At 72.3% G+C, this 13692-nt stretch carries 14 protein-coding genes; 8 read left to right on the top strand and 6 right to left on the bottom strand.

What is annotated here, in order from left to right:
* Position 1 precedes the first annotated feature (1 nt).
* Complete coding sequence (locus AC5L30_RS08500) at positions 2 to 463, top strand: SRPBCC family protein (RefSeq protein WP_494866351.1); 462 nt, start codon at positions 2 to 4, stop codon at positions 461 to 463.
* Between the two features lie 96 nt (positions 464 to 559).
* A complete protein-coding gene (locus AC5L30_RS08495) occupies positions 560 to 820 on the top strand; it encodes a hypothetical protein (protein WP_494866350.1) in 261 nt (86 codons plus the stop codon).
* On the opposite strand, the gene AC5L30_RS08490 is transcribed toward AC5L30_RS08495, so the two are convergent.
* A complete protein-coding gene (locus AC5L30_RS08490; RefSeq protein ID WP_494866349.1) occupies positions 778 to 2088 on the bottom strand; it encodes an MFS transporter in 1311 nt (436 codons plus the stop codon). The two genes, AC5L30_RS08495 and AC5L30_RS08490, sit on opposite strands and share 43 nt — an antisense overlap.
* A 158-nt stretch (positions 2089 to 2246) precedes the next feature.
* Between AC5L30_RS08490 and AC5L30_RS08485 the strand changes: the two genes are divergently transcribed.
* Positions 2247 to 2456 (top strand): hypothetical protein, encoded by a 210-nt coding sequence (locus AC5L30_RS08485; protein WP_030334989.1) that lies wholly within the window; start codon positions 2247 to 2249, stop codon positions 2454 to 2456.
* On the opposite strand, the gene AC5L30_RS08480 is transcribed toward AC5L30_RS08485, so the two are convergent.
* A complete protein-coding gene (locus AC5L30_RS08480) occupies positions 2453 to 2902 on the bottom strand; it encodes a hypothetical protein (RefSeq protein ID WP_494866348.1) in 450 nt (149 codons plus the stop codon). The genes AC5L30_RS08485 and AC5L30_RS08480 overlap by 4 nt on opposite strands.
* Positions 2903 to 3053: 151 nt before the next feature.
* On the opposite strand from AC5L30_RS08480, the gene AC5L30_RS08475 reads away from it, so the two are divergent.
* Positions 3054 to 3407 carry a DUF6401 family natural product biosynthesis protein gene (locus AC5L30_RS08475; RefSeq protein ID WP_494866347.1) on the top strand — a complete coding sequence of 118 codons (354 nt, stop codon included), beginning with the start codon at positions 3054 to 3056 and terminating at the stop codon, positions 3405 to 3407.
* Between the two features lie 67 nt (positions 3408 to 3474).
* Here the strand turns inward: AC5L30_RS08475 and AC5L30_RS08470 are convergent, their stop codons facing one another.
* The gene (locus AC5L30_RS08470) at positions 3475 to 4284 is read right to left on the bottom strand and encodes a mechanosensitive ion channel family protein (RefSeq protein ID WP_091401646.1); all 810 of its coding nucleotides are present in this window, start codon (positions 4282 to 4284) and stop codon (positions 3475 to 3477) included.
* Between the two features lie 198 nt (positions 4285 to 4482).
* Between AC5L30_RS08470 and AC5L30_RS08465 the strand changes: the two genes are divergently transcribed.
* The 3 genes from AC5L30_RS08465 (at position 4483) to AC5L30_RS08455 (ending at position 8726) form a co-directional block, all read left to right on the top strand.
* Positions 4483 to 6621: an ATP-binding SpoIIE family protein phosphatase gene (locus AC5L30_RS08465; protein ID WP_494866346.1), complete on the top strand. Its 2139-nt coding sequence runs from the start codon at positions 4483 to 4485 to the stop codon at positions 6619 to 6621.
* A 25-nt stretch (positions 6622 to 6646) separates the two neighbouring features.
* Complete coding sequence (locus AC5L30_RS08460; RefSeq protein WP_494866345.1) at positions 6647 to 7324, top strand: HAD family hydrolase; 678 nt, start codon at positions 6647 to 6649, stop codon at positions 7322 to 7324.
* A 106-nt stretch (positions 7325 to 7430) separates the two neighbouring features.
* Positions 7431 to 8726, top strand: coding sequence for a cation:proton antiporter (locus tag AC5L30_RS08455; RefSeq protein ID WP_494866344.1), 1296 nt, complete (start codon positions 7431 to 7433; stop codon positions 8724 to 8726).
* Between the two features lie 9 nt (positions 8727 to 8735).
* Here AC5L30_RS08455 and AC5L30_RS08450 read toward each other — a convergent pair whose 3' ends face one another.
* On the bottom strand, positions 8736 to 9674 hold the full coding sequence (locus tag AC5L30_RS08450) for an NAD(P)/FAD-dependent oxidoreductase (RefSeq protein ID WP_494866566.1): 939 nt from the start codon (positions 9672 to 9674) through the stop codon (positions 8736 to 8738).
* Between the two features lie 101 nt (positions 9675 to 9775).
* On the opposite strand from AC5L30_RS08450, the gene AC5L30_RS08445 reads away from it, so the two are divergent.
* Positions 9776 to 9997 (top strand): DUF3072 domain-containing protein, encoded by a 222-nt coding sequence (locus AC5L30_RS08445; protein ID WP_494866343.1) that lies wholly within the window; start codon positions 9776 to 9778, stop codon positions 9995 to 9997.
* A 53-nt stretch (positions 9998 to 10050) separates the two neighbouring features.
* On the opposite strand, the gene AC5L30_RS08440 is transcribed toward AC5L30_RS08445, so the two are convergent.
* Both AC5L30_RS08440 and AC5L30_RS08435 read right to left on the bottom strand, forming a co-directional pair.
* Positions 10051 to 10551: a metallophosphoesterase family protein gene (locus tag AC5L30_RS08440; protein ID WP_494866342.1), complete on the bottom strand. Its 501-nt coding sequence runs from the start codon at positions 10549 to 10551 to the stop codon at positions 10051 to 10053.
* A 132-nt stretch (positions 10552 to 10683) separates the two neighbouring features.
* A complete protein-coding gene (locus AC5L30_RS08435) occupies positions 10684 to 13560 on the bottom strand; it encodes a ricin-type beta-trefoil lectin domain protein (protein ID WP_494866341.1) in 2877 nt (958 codons plus the stop codon).
* Between the last annotated feature and the right edge of the window lie 132 nt (positions 13561 to 13692).

Genomic DNA, 13692 nt, shown 5'->3' with positions numbered 1-13692 from the left:
GATGAGTGGCGTTACCGAACACGTTGACGTTTCCGTGCCCGTACGCACCGCGTACGACCAGTGGACGCAGTTCGAGGAGTTCCCCCAGTTCATGGAGGGGGTGCAGGAGGTCCGGCAGCTCTCCGACACGATGACCCACTGGACGGTGGACATCGCCGGGGTGAAGCGTGAGTTCGACGCGGAGATCACCGAACAGCTCCCCGACGAGCGGGTCGCCTGGCGCTCGACCGACGGCACCCAGCAGGCCGGTGTGGTGACCTTCCACCGGCTGGACCAGGACAAGACCCGGGTCACCCTGCAACTCGAGTTCGAGCCGCACGGTGTCGTCGAGCAGGCCGGCGACAAGCTCGGCATCGTCGACCGACGGGCCAAGGGCGACCTGGAACGGTTCAAGACCTACATCGAGCGGCGTGGTCAGGAGACCGGCGCGTGGCGCGGAAAGGTGGACCGCCCGCAGCCGTGACCCCGAGCAGTGACCTGCGATGGCCGCCGGAATCCCGGCGGCCATCGCGGTGTCCGAGCCCGTTTGCGATCATCGCGCCCGGGTACGGCTGAAGGCATGACCGACGACAACATCAGGGTGTGGCGGGACGAGGAACGGTTGCCGTTGGAGGAGTTGGAGCGCGCCGTGGCGGGCTCCACCCTCGACGGGCAGGCCGACGACGTGACGGGCAACGACGCCGGCGAGGAGGCCGCGTTTGGGCACGGGCCGGCTGCGGCGGACCGCGACGGGCCGACCCAGGGCAACACCCGGGAGGCCACCGACCCGCAGCGCGCCTACCGCCCGTCCACCACCGGTCGGACCGGGCCGGACGTCTGACCCTCGCCGCTTCCGGGCTGGTTGGGCACCGCCTGCGCGGGCGACCCGGCGCCGGGTCGGTGCGCGCCCCACTCGTAGAGCGCGATCAGCGCCAGCGCGAGCGCCAGCAGGGCGGAGCCCAGCACCTGCACCGAGGTGTTGCCGATCAGCACGCCCAGTCCGGCCGGGAAGAGCGCCGCGCCGACGCCGGCGGCGCCGATCTGCAGCCCGATGGCCCGGTCCGCGTGCGCCGCGCCGACCCGTTCGGCGGTGGTGAGGGTGAGCAGCGGAAACACCGGCGCGGCGGCGAACCCGACGACGACCAGGCCGAGCACCGCCAGGACGGCCGGCCCGGGAACGGCGATCAGCGCCGCGCCGACGGCCATTCCGGCCAGGCTGACGCGCAGCACCAGCCCCGCCCCCAGGCGCTCGGCCACCAGGCCCTGCACGACCCGACCCACGAAGAGACTGCCCCAGTACGCGGAGACGCAGCCGCCGGCCAGCGCCGCGCTGAGCCCACGTCCCTCGGTCAGCAGCAGGAACGCCCACAGCCCCGCGGACACCTCGATCGCCACATACAGCACGAAGGCGAGCGTCCCCGACCAGACCGCCGGCAGCCGCAGCGTGTCCCGAACCGGGACCGGGACGACCGGTGCCGGTTCGGTGCCCGTGCCGGCGGGCCCGGCCTGGACAGCGGCGCCCGCCTCGGTGCCGGCCGGGACTCCGCGGCGCCAGGCCCGCACGGTGAGCGCGAACGCGGCGGCGAGGACGAGTTGGGCGGCGGCCACGATGCCGTACCCCCAGCGCCAGCCCAGCCCGGTGCTCAGCACCCCGGTCATGATCAGCGGACCGATGGCCACGGCGAGGCCGAAGAAGGCGTGCAACCAGTTCATGTGGCGGGGCCCGAGAGCCCCGGCGGCGTACGCGTTGAGCCCGGAGTCGACCGCGCCGGAGCCCAGCCCGAGCAGCAGCGCACAGCCCACCAGCACCGCCAGCACCGGGCTCACCGAGTAGCCGGTCAGCGCCAGGCTGGCCAGCAGGGTGCTGCCGGCGAGCAGGGCGCCCACGCCGACCCGGGCCAGCGTGAAACCGGCCAGCACGCTGGAGGTGAGATAGCCGACGGTGCCGGCGGTGAGCACCCACCCGACCGCCTCGGTCGGTACGTCGAAGTCGCCCCGGATCGAGGGCCAGCTGACGCCGAGCAGGCCGTCGGGCAGGCCGAGACTGACGAACGCGAGGTAGGCCAGCAGGAGCAGCGAGGAGCGGGGGCGCGCGGGCGGGGTGGACACGAGGCACCATCCTGCCGCAGCAGCACCCTAGCGCCGTCGGCACCCGATCGCTCGGTGCGCAAAGAAGTCGTGTCCGGACGGTCGAGAAAACGGACAGCTCATCCAGAATCGGCCGATCGGAGGACGGCAAGCCGGCCGGTTCGCGTAAGAATTTCGGGATGCATCAAGGCTCCGGAATCCTCTCCACGCGTCAGCGCCGGCTCGCCTGGCTCGGCTTCCTGCTCGCCGCGCTCCAGGCACCCGTGTCCGCCTGGCTCGTCACCGACGAGTCCTGGCTGTTCAGCCTCTGCGTCGCGCTGATGGTGGCCACCGTGATCATCGCCGACGACGCGGCACGGCGACGCCCGGCCGACGCGACAAGCGACTAGCCAGGGCCGCCCGGCCGGGCCTCGTGGCCCGGCCGGCCCCGGCTACGGCGGCGTTCCTTCATCTCCGCCTCGTAGAGGTGGCGCCGTCCGCCCACCAGCTCGTCGCGGGCCTGCTGGTCCAACTTCCGGAACAGCGCGTGGTAGCCGTCGTCGAAGTCCTCGACGATCTGGAACGTCCACCGTCCGGCGATGACGTTGCGGCCGCGCAGCTCCGTGGCGATCCGGTCGGCGAGGTGCGGATGTCCGGCGGCGCGAAACTGCTCCACCGCGTCGTCGAGCATCAGGTCGGCATGCCCGATCAGCTGGTGCATCGAGTAGAGGTGCCCCCGGGCCCGCTCCACACACTCCAGCGCCTCGCTGAGCTTGCCGAGCGCGGCGACCGTCGCGTCGCTGACCCCGTCCGGCCGCCGGTGCCGCTCATCCGGCCCGTCCTCCTGCTGTCCCATCTGTGCCTCCGTGCCGTCATCCTGGGTGGTTCTCCTGCCCCGTCTGTGCCGGATCAATCCCCCAGGTCAGCGGCGATCGCCCAGTGGCGCAGCCGACATCCACCGAGCGGCCGAGGTCGGGGTGGTCACCGGTCGGTTAGCCTCGGTCACCATGCGTGTGCCGTTCAACCGGGTCGCCTCCCGTACCGCCGTCGACTCGGCGCGGTCCACCCTGGCCGCCCTCACCGTCTCCGTGGGCACTGTCGGGCTCGCCGCCGCCGCCGCACGACCGGGGCTGCTGGCCTCGGTCGACCAGCACGCGGCGGCCGTCCGGGACAGCCTCGACGGGGACCGCACCCCGTTGACCGCCGCGGCGCTCGCCGGCTACGCCGACGGGGTGCGCGCCGCCGCCCTGGAGCACGGGTGGACGCCGCCCAGCGGGCCGGTGGACTGGAGCCAACCGGAGTGGCTGCTCACCCGCCTGCTCGCGGTCTGCGCGCTGGCTCGGGCACTCGACCGGGACTGACACGCGCGGAGAGGGCACCCCGCGTCGGACGCGGAACACCCTCCCCACCGTCGTGCCGTTACGCCCGCTACGAGCGGTACTGCTGGGCTTCGTCCACCCGAGGCATGGCCTGGGTGCGGTCACCCCCGCGGTCGGCCATCTGCCGCTCCACGTCACTCCGCCCGGCCGACGTGGCCTGACGCTGCTGCTGCACCGCCCGGGCCTCCTGGGCAGCCCGGTCCAGCCAGCCGTCCCAGCGCTTCTGCATCGGCTTCACGAGACCACCGCCGACGCCGACGATCAGGATGCCGGCCACCGTGGCGAGCACCGCGATCAGCACCGGAGTGGTCACCGTGGTGGCGATACCCACCTGGTTCAGGGCGGCGATCACACCGAGCGCGATGATGAAGATCGCCGTCAGGTCGGCCAGGACCTTGCCGTACGAGAGCCCTCCCAGCGCCCCGGTGACCAGATCCCGCACAGCGTTGGCGATCGCGGCCGCCACCACCACGATGACGATCGCGATGAACGCGCGCGGCAGCCAGGACACCACGCCGCTGATCAGGTCACTGATCGCGTTGGGCCCCCAGACTCCGAAGGCGAACTGCAGCGTGAACAGCAGTACGGCGTAGTACGCCAGTCTGGCCAGAATGTCGCTGGCGTCGTACTTCGTTCTCTCCAGGGCCCGTTTGATGCCACCGCGTTCGACCGCCTGGTCGAAACGCACCCGTTCCAGCACCGTATCCACGATCTTGAGGACGGCTCTGGCGATCAGCCAGCCGACCACGAGGATGACGATGAAGGCCACTGCCTTCGGGATGAAGAGCAGCACCGACCTCCAGGTGTCGGCGATGGCATCGCCGATGTCGGCCTGCCGGACCGCGAGGGTTTTCAGCATGATGTCCCTCCTGTCGCATGGACTGCGCCGGGCGCATACCCGGCTACCGGTCCGGCAGTCCGCGCAGCGCGCGGCGTTTTTTGCGACAGACCTCCGGACAGGGGCCCTGAACTGCCCGAACGGCCACCGCGACGGACGCGGCGACGGCCCGCCGCCGTGGTCGGATGCCTTTTCCGGTCGGCCGACTAGGCTGCGAACATGCCAGGAACGGTCGGGCGGATCCCCACGCCAGCAACTCCGGGCCCGGGCGCACCCACGGGGTCCGATCCGGCCGTCGGCGTGCTCGCCCACGACTGGGCCAACACCCCGCTGGGCCCACCCGAGGACTGGGACGTCGCGTTGCGGGCCGTGGTGCAGCTGATCCTCGCCTCGCCGATGCCGATGGCCCTGGCCTACGGCGACGACCTCGTCCTGCTCTACAACGGCGGCTACGCCGAGCTGCTGGGCACCAAGCACCCGAGCGCCCTCGGCCGACCGGCCGCCGAGGTGTTCGCGGAGATCTGGGCGCTGCCCGGTGTCGGGGCGGTGATCGAGCGCAGCTACCGGCAGGGCGTGCCCTTCCTGGAGAAGGAGTCCACCCTGCCGCTGGTCCGTGGGCACTCCGCGACCGTGGAGCAGGCGGTCTTCACCCGCGGCTACTCGCCGGTGCGCGACAGCGCCGGGCAGATCGTCGGCGTGTTGACGGTCGCGGCCGAGACCACCCACGTCACCGAGCAGTTGCAGAGCCTCAGCGAGGTGGCCGCGGCGCTCGCCGGCACCCTCACCCTCGACGACGTGGCCCGGGTGGCGCTGCGGTACGCGATCACCACGTTCGACCCCGACCAGGCGTCGTTCGCGGTCGACGAGGGCGGCGGCGGCTGGCGCATGGTGCGTCGGGTCCGTGGCGAGTTGCTGGACGAGGCCGACGAGCGGCTGCCCCCACTCTGGCGGCGCGCCGCGGCGGACTGGTCGGCCCCCGTGGTGCAGGCGGCCCGCTCCGGCGGCCCGTCGTTCACCCGGGACGGGCAACCGCTGCGGGACACCGCCGTCGACCGCCACGACCAGAAGATCCGCGCGATGGCGGCCCTGCCGCTGGGTACCTCGGTGGTGCGCGGTGGGCTGGCGGTCGGCTACCAGGTCCCGCACACCTGGTCACCCGCCGAGCGGGCGCTGCTGGCCGCCTCGGCCGAGCTGATCGGTCAGGCCGCGGAACGGGCCCGCCGGTTCGAGACCCAGCACGGCACGGCCCAGTTGTTGCAACGCAGCATGTTGCCGGAGCACCTGCCGGATCTGCCCCGGTTGCGGATCGCGGCCCGCTACGACCCGGGCGTCGACGGCAACGCGGCCGGCGGCGACTTCTACGACGCGTTCCTGCTGCCCAACGGCTCGCTCGGCGTGGTGCTGGGCGACGTGGCCGGGCACGACGTGCAGGCCGCCGCGCGGATGGGGCAGGTCCGGGCCGCGCTGCGCGCCCTGGCGCTGGCCGACCCGACGCCCGACGCGGTCCTGGCCGGCCTGGACCGGCTGGTGACCAGCCTCGGCGTGGAGGCCGGCACCCACGAGCTGTTCGTCACCGTGGCGTTCGGGGTGATCGACGCGGAGCGGCGGGAGCTGACCCTGTCCAGCGCCGGTCACCCCGCGCCGTTGATCCGCCGGGTCGACCCGGGTGGTCGGTTCCACGCCGAGTACGTCGACGTCCCGGCCGGGCCGCCGCTGGGGCTGGGCGGTCGGCCGGGCACCACGACTGTCGCGTTCCGTCCCGGTGACACCCTGCTGCTGTTCAGCGACGGGGTGGTGGAGCGTCGCCGGCAGAGCCTGAGCGCCGGGCTGGCCACTCTGAGCGACGCCATCGCCAAGGCCGGCAGTGGTGACCCACGCGCGCTCTGCGCGGTGGCCACCGCGGCGGTCCCGGGCGGCACCGAGGACGACGTGGCCGTGCTGGCGGTCGAGCACGCGCTCAAGCCGAGTCGTTCGGCGAGCATGGAGGTGCCCGCGGAGCCGACCGCGCCCAGCCGGGTCCGGCACTGGCTGACCGGCCAGCTCACCGAGTGGCAGGTGGCCGAGTCGGTGATCGGGGCGGCGGTGCTCTGCACCAGCGAGCTGACCACCAACGCGTTGCTGCACGCCGGCACGGCCGCCCGGGTGGAGATCGACCTCAGCGCGGAGCGGCTGCTCGTCTCGGTCGCGGATTCCGGCACCCGGGGCACCGTGACCCGGGCCCGTACCGACACGTTGAGCAGTCGCGGGCGCGGTCTCGGCCTGATCGAGGAGCTCAGCGACGCCTGGGGCACCGACCCGTCGGTCCGCGGCTCCACCGTCTGGTTCGAGATCCTCACCCCGCCAGCCGCGCATCCCTGAGACGCTCGAGGGTAGGAGGACGCCCATGCGTACCGACCGGCCCGCCGGGGTCCTCTTCGATATCGACGGCACCCTGGTCGACACCACGTACCTGCACACCGTGAGCTGGTGGGAGGCGTTGCGGCAGACCGACCAGCCGGTGCCGATGGCGGTGGTGCACCGTTCGATCGGGATGGGGTCGGACAAACTCCTGGACCATCTCCTCGGCCCGGAGCGGGACCGCGACGCCGACTCGAAGCTGCGCGACGCGCACGACACCCTCTACGCCGAGTACTGGGAACGACTCACGCCGCTGCCCCGGGCGGCCGACCTGCTGCGCGCCTGCGCCGAGCGGGGGCTGCGGGTGGTGCTCGCCACCTCCGCCTCGGAACCCGAGGTGGGCGCGCTGCGCCGGGCGCTGGCCGCCGATGACGTGATCGACACGATCACCTCCTCGCAGGACGCCCAGCAGAGCAAGCCGGCACCGGACATCCTGGTCGCGGCGCTTGAGCAGTCCGGGTTGCCCGCCGAGCGGGTGGTCTTCGTCGGCGACTCGGTGTGGGACGTCGTCGCGGCCGGGAAGTTGAACATTCCCTGTGTGGGCCTGACCTGCGGTGGCACCAGCCGCGGCGAGCTCGCCGGCGCGGGTGCCGTGGCGGTGTACGACGACCCGGCCGCGCTGTTGCACGAGTTGGCGGACTCGCCGCTGACCCGGCACCGGTGAGGATCATTCCGGTCCACCGGCGCGGACGCGCATAGCCGGAGCCCTTGCGGGGCAAGGACTGTCACCACCTGCCCGCGCTCGCGGGTGCGGGCAGAAGGGTGGTGCCGTGGAGCCGGTAGATGTGGCGTTCGCGCTGGTGGGGTTGGGCGCTCTGCTCGCGGGCATCCTGCCGCGGGTGCTGGAGCGGCGCCCGCTGTCCATGCCGATCGCCTTTCTCGCCCTCGGCATGCTGGTGTTCCTGCTGCCGGTCGGGCTGCCGTCACCGGACCCCCTGGCCCACCCGGAGCTGACCACCCACCTCACCGAGATCGGGGTGATCGTCGCGCTGATGGGCGCCGGGCTGAAGATCGACCGGCCGTTGAGTTGGCGGCGGTGGTCGTCCACCTGGCGGCTGCTGGCGATCGCGATGCCCCTGTGCATCGCGGCGGTGGCCCTGCTCGGCTGGTGGTGGGCGGGGCTGGTGCCGGCCGCCGCGCTGTTGTTGGGCGCCGCGCTGGCGCCCACCGATCCGGTGCTCGCCGCCGACGTGCAGGTCGGCGAGCCGACCGACGTGGAGGATTCCGAGGACGAGGTCCGCTTCGCGTTGACCTCCGAGGCGGGCCTCAACGACGGGCTGGCGTTTCCGTTCGTCTACGCCGCCATCGCCATCGCCTCGACCAGCCTCGCCCCAGGCGACTGGTTGGCCGAGTGGTTCACCGTGGACGTGCTCTGGAAGATCAGCGTCGGCGTCGGCGGTGGCCTGCTCATCGGCTGGCTGCTCGGCAAGCTGTTCTTCCGCGCGCCCAGCCAGCTGCGGCTGGCCCGGCACGCCGAGGGCTTCCTGGCCCTGGCCGCCACCTTCCTGGCGTATGGGCTGGTGGAAGTGGTCGGTGGGTACGGCTTCCTGGCGGTGTTCGTGGCCGCCCGGGCCATCCGGTCCGCCGAGCGGACCCACGAGTTCCACTCGGTGCTGCACGACTTCGCCGAGCAGGTCGAACGGCTGCTCACCCTGGTGCTGTTGCTGCTGCTCGGCGGCGCGATCGTGGGTGGCCTGCTGGGTCCGCTGACCTGGCCGGCGGCCGCGGTCGGGCTGGCGCTGGTGTTCCTGGTACGGCCGCTGATCGGCTGGTTGTCGCTGCGCGGCGCCCCGGGACGCCCGGCCGAGCACTGGGTCATCTCGTTGTTCGGCATTCGCGGTGTCGGCTCGTTCTACTACCTCGCGTACGCCACCACGAAGGCCGACTTCCCGCAGGCCGAGTTGCTCTGGGCGACCGTCGGGCTGGTGGTGCTCGTCTCCGTGGTGGTGCACGGCATCACGGCGACCCCGGTCATGCAGCTGCTGGACCGGGAGGGCGAGCGGACCTCCGACCCGGCCGAGCGGGACGCCGACGCCCGACCCGTCGCGGCAGCCGGGCACGCCTGAGCAGACGGCTTAGGCCAGCCGGGCGGCCAGCGCGCGGCCCAGGTCCCGGCCGGAGCGCCAGGCGCTCTGCACCCGGGGCTTGCCGAACGCGTCGCCGGCCAGGCCGATTCCGTCGGCGTCGAGGCGGTGGGTGGCGCCGCCGGTGTCGCTGGTCGGCTTCGCGTACGTCCAGCGGTGCACGTGCACGTCGACGGCCTGCTCGGGCAGCCCGAGCAGATCCCGGACGGCCTGCTCGATCGCCGGGCCGGCCCCGGTGGGTTGGGCCAGGTGCCCGGCCGCGAACTCCGGCACGGTGTGCGCGACCAGCACCGGCGCGCCGTCCCCGCGCCGGTCACCGTCGTCGCAGACGAGGTTGAGGACCGGGTGCTCGTTGACGAACGCGCCCCGGAAGTCCGGCCAGCGACGGGTCGGGAAGCGCAGCACCGCGGCCAGCGACGGCGACCAGCGCTGTTCCTGCACGACCCGGGTGGCGTCGGTCAGGGCCGGGTCGAGCAGCAGGGCGGCCTGTGGGCCCGGCATGGCCAGGGCGACGGCCGCGCAGGGCTGCCCGTCCACGACCGGGCCGGGCTCCACGGTGAGCACCAGCCGGTCGACGGTCACCGGCACCTCGCCGGCCAGGTGCTCGACCAACGAGCGCAGCCCGCGGGGGGCGGCGAACCGCACCGGCCCGGGCACCTCGTGGTTCCCGCTCCGGTCGTACGCCTGGAAGGTGTCGGTCCACTCGCGGACCAGCCCGGCGGCCCGCCACTGCTCGACCAGCGCGGCGAAGTCCGGGTCGGTGGCGGTGAAGTAGGCGGCGCCGATGTCCGCGGGCCGGCCCTGGAAGCGTTTGCTGGCCATCCGGCCACCGCAGACGTGCCCCCGCTCCCGGACCTGCACCGGCACCCCGGCCCGGGTCAGCTCGATCGCACAGGCCACCCCGGCGATGCCCGCCCCGACCACCACCACACCCGACCGGTCCACCGTCATCCGATGATCGTAGGTGGCGGCGTTCGGGCATGAACCACCGGCGATCGGGGTACTGGCACACCTGTTCGAAAGAAAGGGTGATGACGATGACGGACCGCCGCACCGAGCAGGCCGACCAGAACGCCGCGATCAAGGATCCGGACGAGTGGGTCACCGGCGACGAGCCGCCGACCGCCGCTCAGGAGTCCTACCTGAGCACGCTGGCCCGGGAGGCCCACGCCGACCTCCCGGACGACCTGACCAAGGCCGAGGCGTCCAAGCGCATCGACGAACTCCAGGCCAAGACCGGCCGAGGTCAGTAACCCCGCACCCCTGCACCCCCGCACTCACGCGGGGGCGCGGGGCGCGCGGAGGGTTAGGGGCGGGGTAGGCGGTGTAGCTGGACCTTGGTGAGGGTGCCGGCGTTCAGCTCGGCGGTGAGGTAGGTGGCGTGGGGTTGGGAGCGGCGGTCGGTGGGTGAGCCGGGGTTGAGCAGGCGCAGCCCACCGGGCGCCTCGGTGTCCCAGGGGATGTGCGAATGCCCGAAGACCAGCAGGTCGACGTCGGGAAAGCGGGCCGCGCACCGCTTCTCGCGGCCGGTCCGTGGCCCGGTCTCGTGCACCACCGCCACCCGCAGGCCGTCCAGCTCGACCCGGGCCACCTCCGGTAGCCGGGCGCGCAGCGCCGGGCCGTCGTTGTTGCCGTACACCCCGATCAGTCGGCGCGACCGCGCGGTCATCGCGTCGAGCAGGGCTTCGTCCACCCAGTCGCCGGCGTGCACCACCACGTCGGCGGCCTCGATGGCCGCCCAGAGGGGCCCGGGCAGGTCCCGGGCCCGCTTCGGTACGTGGGTGTCCGCCGTGAGCACCAGCCGCATACCGGCATTGTCCCCCCGAGTCCCGGCCGCCCACCCCGGGGGACGTGGGTGGACGGCCGGGCTCCGCCTCCGCCGCCCGGCCCCGTGCGTCAACGACGCTCGGGTACGGGTGCCGAGCCGGTCAGGGGGCGGTCACGGCAGGGTCCAGCGTTGCGCCCCGGTGCCGTTGCAGGTCCAGATCCGCAGTTGCCGACCGTCGGTGAGGTCCGAGTTGGGGATGTCCAGGCAACGCCCGGATTGTGGGTTGCGCAGGCTGCCGTCCGGCTGGGCGGCCCACTGCTGGGCCCCGCTGCCGTTGCAGTCGTAGAGCTGAACGAGGGTGCCGTCGGTGGTGCCGCTCGCCTTCACGTCCAGGCACTTGGCGAGCCCGCGCACCGTGCCGTCGCCGGGCAGGGTCCAGCGCTGGGCGGCGGTGCCGTTGCAGGTCCAGGTCTGCACCTTGGTGCCGTTCGCGGTCTGACTGGAGGCGATGTCCGCGCACTTGCCGAGGGCCTTGACCTCACCGGTGCGCGGCCCGCCGGTGCCGACGCCGGGACCGGTGAAGGTGTAGCTGTCCACGTCCAGCAGCGCCCCGCTGCCGCCGGTGGCGACCAGGTAGAGGTCGTGGGTGCCGTCGTCGGGCCTGGTCACCGTGGCGCTCAGCTCGGTGTAGTTGTCCCAGCCGCCGGTGTTGGGCACCGCGATCCGGGCGACCTCGGTGCCGGTCGGTGAGTCGTACCGGAAGGAGAGGGTGCCCCCGGGGCCGCCGGAGGAGACCCGGGCCCGGACGCCGGTGATCCCCTTGAGGCTCACCGCGTGGTGCCGGACGCTCTCGCCGTTCTGGACGTCGCCGAGCCGCTTGCCGCCCTCGGCAGCCGCCTGGTCGATCACCTTGGGGCCGTTGAGCTGGATGAAGTGCTCGGCCTGCCACTGTTTCGGGTAGAGGCTGATCTCCTGCTCACCGGTGAGCACGGCCGAGCCGGTCGCGCCGCGGTCGGTGTAGCTGCCCCGCAGGACGAAGAACAGCACCGAGTCGGGGCCGGCGTGCACCGGGCCGGTGTTGAAGGTCGCGCCGCAGCCGGTTCCCTCCCCCTCCTCGTGGGCGTGCTCCTGGTGGCCCAGCGCGGCCCGGACGACCACCGCCGAGCAGGCGGGCGTGCCGTCCTGCGGGTCACTGGCGGTGGCGCCCACCGTCAGGTCCTGCCCCCAGTCGAAGAGCCCGCCGGCGGGCAGCCCGGTCAACGTGACCGTCGGTCGGTTGTTGCCGACCACCACCGACACCACTGTGGTGGCGCTGCGACCGGTGCCGTCGTTGACGGTGAGCCGGGCGCTGTAGCTGCCGTTGGCGGAGTACGTGAAGGACGGGTTCGCGGCGGTCGAGTCGGTGCTGCCGTTGTTGGTGAAGTCCCAGGCGTACGTCAGCGGGTCGCCGTCCGGATCCGAGCTGCCGGCGCTGGAGAAGGTCACCGAGAGGGGGGCCAGGCCGTTGTCCCGGTTGGCGGTGGCCTTGGCCACCGGCGATCGGCCACCCTGGACATAGTTGATTTTGTAGAGGCCGGCGTCGGCCGCGCCGGAGAAGTAGCCGCTACCGTATTCCAGCAGGTAGAGCGAGCCGTCCGGGCCGAACTGCCAATCGATCGGGTGGACGAGCTTCATGCCGGCGAGCACCGGCTCGATGATGGTCGGCGCGCCGGTGGAGGGGTTGCCGTTGTCGAACTGGACCTCCTTGATCCAGTTGCGGCAGTACTCGGAGATCAGCCACTTGTTGTCGTAGTAGGCCGGCCACTTCACGTCCGAGACGAGGTTCGGGTCGTAGTGGTAGACCTCGACGTGGTTGGGTGACCCACACCCACCCGGGTTGTCCAGCGCCGGCCAGTCCTCACTGCCGCCGTGCTGCTCCCAGACCAGTGCCGGTTTCGTCGGCGGAAGCTGCTGGATTCCCGTGTTGCGGGGTGAGTTGTTGACCGGGCCGGTCGAGCCGCCGCAGGGGAACCAGCCGCGCGGCGTGCCGGTGGCGAAGTCCCAGTCGTTGTAGGCCACGTTGGGGCCACCGCAGTACGGCCAGCCGTAGTTGCCGGGCCCATTGGCCCGGTTGAACTCGTCGTACGCCGCCGGGCCGCGGTTGGCGAGGTCGGCGCCGGCATCCGGGCCGACCTCACCCCAGTAGAGGGTGTTGTTGGCCTTGCGGTCCACCCAGATCCGGTACGGGTTGCGCACGCCCATCACGTAGATCTCCGGGCGCGTTCGCGCGGTGCCGGCGGCGAAGAGATTGCCGGCGGGGATGGTGTAGCTGCCGTCATTCTCCGGATGGATCCGGTTGATCTTGCCGCGCAGGTCGTTGGTGTTGCCGGAGGTGCGCTGGGCGTCGTACTGCGCGTTGCGGCTCGTTCGCTCGTCGATCGGGGCCATGCCGGCGGAGTCGCCGCCGGAGTTGGTGTTGTCACCGACGGCGAAGTACAGGTTGCCGGCGGTGTCCCAGCTCATCGAGCCGGCCGAGTGGCAGCAGAGATCGCGTTCGGTGGGCCACTCGATGACCACGTCCTCGCTGGCCGGGTCGAGCAGCAGGGTGGACGGGTTGAAGGTGAACCGACTGATCCGGTTGACCAGTGGGGTGACCTTCGGCGAGTAGAAGAGGTAGACCCAGCGGTTGCTCGCGAAGCTCGGGTGCAGGGTGATGCCGATCAGGCCGTCCTCGAAGCGGGCGTCCAACGCCAGGGTCAGGGCCACCGTGGTGGATCTCGTCGCCGGGTTGTAGAGGCGGACCTGGCCACCGGCGCTGCTGGTGCCCCGGTTGATGTAGAAGACCTTGCCGTCGGGGGCGACGGCCAGTTCGATCGGTTCACCCATGGAGAGACCGCCGTCGAGGGCGACCTTCTCGAAACCGATGGTGGCGGGTGGCGCCAGGGCGGCAGCCCGGGCCGGGGACGCGGCGGCCGGGCGAGCGCTTGCCTGCGGCACGAAGCAGAGGGCGACCAGGACGGTGAGCAGGGTGGTGGCGCTGACGAGACGTCGGCGCGGTGTGCGGGACACGAGACCTCCAGCTGTCCGGGGGATCTCGGTGCCGCTCCCGCCGACTGGAGGAGCACCGCAGGGTGTCCCGGACATTAACGTCTTTCACTGGAAAGCGATAGAATTTCGCGTCAGCAGATAGAAAGTTGTCAC

Source organism: Micromonospora sp. BQ32 (assembly GCF_059358895.1).
This window is presented reverse-complemented; position numbering and strand designations above follow the sequence as displayed.